Here is a 4,031-nt window from a genome sequence, read left to right on the forward strand (position 1 = left end):
CCTCGGTTCCAGAGATGGAAATCGGCTGGCTGGAAAAGGCAATCAAGGGACGGCGCATGGCCAGCGCGGGGAACTAAAGCAATTCCGGGAAAACTGGGAACCAATACTGCCGGAAGAAAAAGGCAGGCGCTTCCCCTGGAAATTGTGTCAGACCAAGCTGCCACATAGGGGCGTCAGCGACCGTCATCCGGATGCAACACTAGAGCGCCACACGTCCTTCGGGACGAGCGCCGCTCGCACGACTTTTAAACAGGGGTAGGACATGAAAACTGAACTCGATTATCTCGCCGAACTCGCCGGTCACGGCCGGATATCGCGCCGTGCCTTTCTTGGGCGCGCCGCCGCGCTCGGCGTATCGGCGGCCATGATGCCGGCGCTGGCCGGCAAGGCATTTGCCCAGACGGCGGTGAAGGGCGGTATCATCAAGGCTGGCCTGCAGGGCGGGGAATCCACCAACAGCCTCGATCCGGCGCTGAATCTCAGCCAGGTAACCTTCAGCTTTGGCAAGCTTTGGGGCGAGTATCTTGTGCGCCTCACACCGGACAACAAGCTGGTCAACCTGATTGCCGAAGAGATTGGCGCCTCAGCCGACGCCAAGACATGGACGATCAAGATCCGCGATGGCATCGAGTTCCACAATGGCAAGACGGTCGGCGCGGAGGACGTTGCCGCCACCATCGAGCGCCATGCGGACGAGAAGTCCAAGTCCGGAGCACTCGGCATCCTCAAGAACATCAAGGGCGTCAAGGCGAGCGGCAAGGAAGTCATCGTCACGCTCGGCGACGCCGATGCCGACTTCCCCTATCTGATGGCCGACTACCATCTCGTCATCCAGCCGAATGGCGGCAAGGACGATCCGAATGCCGGCATCAGCGCCGGACCCTACAAGGTTAGCGTCAACCAGCCAGGCGTGCGCCATGGCGGCGAGCGTTTCGCCAATTACTGGCTTGGCGACAAGGCCGGCCATGCCGACCAGGTCGAGATCATCGTCATCAATGATGCGACCGCACGGCTTGCAGCCTTGCAAGGCGGCCAGGTGCACATGATCAACCGCGTCGAACCCAAGGTCGTCGATCTGGTCAAGCGCATCGCGGGCGTTTCCATCGAGAACGTCTCGGGCAAGGGCTACTATCCGTTCAACATGTTCTGCGACACCGCACCTTTCGACAGCAACGATCTGCGCATGGCGCTGAAGCTAGCCATGGACCGCGACGAGATGCTGGAAAAGATCCTGCGCGGCTATGGCTCGGTGGGTAACGACTTCCCGATCAACGAGGCCTATCCGCTGTTTTCCGCCGATATCGAACAGCGCAAGTTCGATCCGGACAAGGCGGCGGCAGCCTACAAGAAATCAGGCCACAGCGGCTCGATCGTGCTGCGCACCTCGGACGTCGCCTTCCCGGGCGCCGTCGATGCCGCACAGCTCTATCAGCAGTCCTGCGCCAAAGCCGGCATCAAGATCGAGATCAAGCGCGAACCCGGCGACGGCTACTGGTCGGAGGTCTGGAACAAGCAGCCTTTCTCGCTCTCCTACTGGGGCGGACGCGCCACGCAGGACCAGATGTATTCCACCGGCTATGTCTCGACCGCCGACTGGAACGACACGCGCTTCAAGCGGCCGGAATTCGACAAGATGCTGTTTACCGCGCGCGGCGAGCTCGACCAGGCCAAGCGCCAGGCGATCTACCACGATATGGCAGTGATGATGCGTGACGAAGGCGGGCTGATCGTGCCCTTCTTCAACCAGTTCATCGACGCGGCCGCCACCAACAAGATCGGCGGCTATGCCAAGAGCCCTATCGGCGAAATGATGGACGGCTACGCGCTTGCCGAGTGCTGGCTCAACGCTTGAGCGGACCCTGATCGTCCGATTTCATCTATCAGAACGCCGTGTGCCCGGGACGGCACACGGCGTTCCCGTTTCAACCGCCAACCGCATGGAGCAGCCCGTGGCGCTCAAATCCAAGCTTCTGCTGATCATCCTCGATGGCGTGCCTTACCGGAACTGGCGCCGGCTGATGGGCAATCTCGAAGGCTGGGTGCAATCGGGCGAGGCGCAGGTCTGGAAGATGCGCTCGGTGCTGCCGTCGACCTCGGCCTGCTGCTATGCCTCGATCCACACCGGGGTTTCGCCGCAGGTGCACGGGATTCTCTCCAATGAGAACCGTTTCCGCGTCGAGCAGCCCGATATCTTCTCCGAGGTCAGCAAGGCAGGCGGCAAGACGGGGGCGGTGACCCATTCCTACTGGTCGGAATTCTTCCGCGCCTACCCGTTCGACCTGGTGGAGGGCATGGAATTCGACGAGCCAGGCGGGCCGATCACGCATGGCCGCTTCCACACCATGACCGGTTACAATCTCCGCAACCAGATGACGCCGAGCGATGTCGACCTGTTCGCGACGCTGACCATGCTGACGAAACGCCATGGCATCGACTACGGCATCCTGCACACCTGCACGCTGGATTCGATGGGACACCGCTTCGGCCACGACTGCCACGAGATGGACCATGCCGTCTATGCGATGGACGGCATGCTGGCCGCCTTCCTGCCACGCTGGATCGAAGCCGGCTATGAGGTGATCGTCACCGCCGATCACGGCCAGACCGATCGTGGCCATCACGGCGGCCATGACGACGAGATGCAGGATTTCGCGCTGTATTATTTTGGACAAGGCAAAGGGCCGGATGCGGACACACTACTCGACCAGCTGCAGCTGGCGCCGACGGTGCTGAGCCGACTGGGCGTTCCCGTGCCCGCGACGATGAAGGCGAAGTCTTTCTTGGAGTGAGAAGCGGTCCGCGAAGCTCTTCCCTTCTGCCCTTGTGGGAGAAGGAAGAGGCGCACCTCTGGCAACCTCCGCGCTCTTCGGTTAGCCTCCGCAAAATTCCTTGGCGGAGGATGAACCTTTTTGGGCCGATCAGCGACAGAGCAGACAGGAGCCAGGCGGCTCGACCGGCCATGACGGCAGCGACGGAGACCGATCGCGCGCTTGTCGACCGGGTCGCGAAGGGCGACCGAGCCGCCGTGCGGCTCCTGTTCATGCGTCACCACGCGCGGGTCTACCGCTTCGTGGCGCGCCAGACGGGATCGGAAATGATGGCCGACGATATCGCCAACGAAGTCTTCCTCGAGTTGTGGCGCCAGGCGCCCGGCTTCGAAGGGCGTTCCGAAGTCTCGACATGGCTGCTCGGCATTGCCCGTTTCAAGGCGCTGTCCTTTCTGCGCAAGAAGAAGGAAGACTGGATCGACGACGAGGCCGCCGCCGCGGTGCCCGACGGCGCCGACACGCCGGAAGTCGTCACCATGAAGGAAGACAAGGCGGCCGCCCTGCGGCGCTTCGTCGACGCCTTGCCGGAAGAGCATCGCGTCGTCATCGATCTTGCCTATTATCACGGGCAGTCGGTGAGCGAGATCAGCGAGGTGCTCGACATTCCGGTCGCCACCGTCAAGACCCGGATGTTCTACGCCCGCAAGAAACTCGGCGAGGCTCTCAAGGCCGCCGGTTACGACAGGGGGTGGCCATGAGCGCCGCTGAAAAGATGTCGCGCCGCGACGAAATGGAAACGCTGCTGCCGTTCTACCTGAACGGCTCGCTGGAAGGTTCCGACCTGGAAGCGGTCGAGGAATGGCTGGCCAGCGATCCGGCCGCACTTGCCGCCCTTGGCGAAGCTGAAGCCGAATTCTCCGGCGCCACGGCCGCCAACGAAGCAATCCGGCCGCCGGCCGATGCGCTCAGCCGCTTTGCCAAGGCACTCGACGCCGAGGCCGGGCCTGCGCGCAAGCCGGCAGGATCGTCCTGGCTGGCGCAGGCCTGGGGCCGCTTTATGGCGGTGCCGGTCGGCGTCGCCTGGGCGGCAGCCGCGGTTCTGCTGGCGCTGGTCATGGTGCAGTCGTTTGTCGAACCCGGCGGAAAGGGCAATGATTTCGAGATTGCCGGCGCGCAAGACGATCTGGCGAAAATGCCGTACGCCCTGGTCAAGTTCAAGCCGGATGCGAAGATGTCGGACATTTCCGCCTTCCTCGGCAGCAA

The 4,031-nt window shown here is 62.7% G+C and carries 5 protein-coding genes; all 5 read left to right on the forward strand.

Translation table 11 applies throughout. The features are described 5' to 3' along the window. Positions 1-259: hypothetical protein (locus ENZ75_RS34690; protein ID WP_206617086.1), on the forward strand; the 259-nt coding region annotated here is incomplete at its 5' end. Between the two features lie 3 nt (positions 260-262). Continuing rightward, positions 263-1,852 (forward strand): ABC transporter substrate-binding protein, encoded by a 1,590-nt coding sequence (locus ENZ75_RS23835; protein WP_024501943.1) that lies wholly within the window; start codon positions 263-265, stop codon positions 1,850-1,852. A 97-nt stretch (positions 1,853-1,949) separates the two neighbouring features. Next, entirely contained in the window at positions 1,950-2,789 is an 840-nt protein-coding gene (locus ENZ75_RS23840) for an alkaline phosphatase family protein (protein ID WP_024501944.1), read from the forward strand. Between the two features lie 170 nt (positions 2,790-2,959). Continuing rightward, the gene (locus tag ENZ75_RS23845) at positions 2,960-3,526 is read left to right on the forward strand and encodes a sigma-70 family RNA polymerase sigma factor (protein WP_027163789.1); all 567 of its coding nucleotides are present in this window, start codon (positions 2,960-2,962) and stop codon (positions 3,524-3,526) included. After that, positions 3,523-4,031: anti-sigma factor (locus ENZ75_RS23850; protein ID WP_128278352.1), on the forward strand; the 509-nt coding region annotated here is incomplete at its 3' end. The genes ENZ75_RS23845 and ENZ75_RS23850, both read left to right, overlap by 4 nt.

It is taken from the genome of Mesorhizobium sp. M7A.F.Ca.CA.002.04.1.1 (genome assembly GCF_004022805.1).
Lineage (GTDB): Bacteria > Pseudomonadota > Alphaproteobacteria > Rhizobiales > Rhizobiaceae > Mesorhizobium > Mesorhizobium ciceri.

Excerpts from the sequence above, each read along its gene's own strand:
- ENZ75_RS23835 (WP_024501943.1), top strand. The coding sequence starts at position 263 with ATGAAAACTGAACTCGATTATCTCGCCGAACTCGCCGGTCACGGCCGG.
- ENZ75_RS23845 (WP_027163789.1), top strand. The coding sequence starts at position 2,960 with ATGACGGCAGCGACGGAGACCGATCGCGCGCTTGTCGACCGGGTCGCG.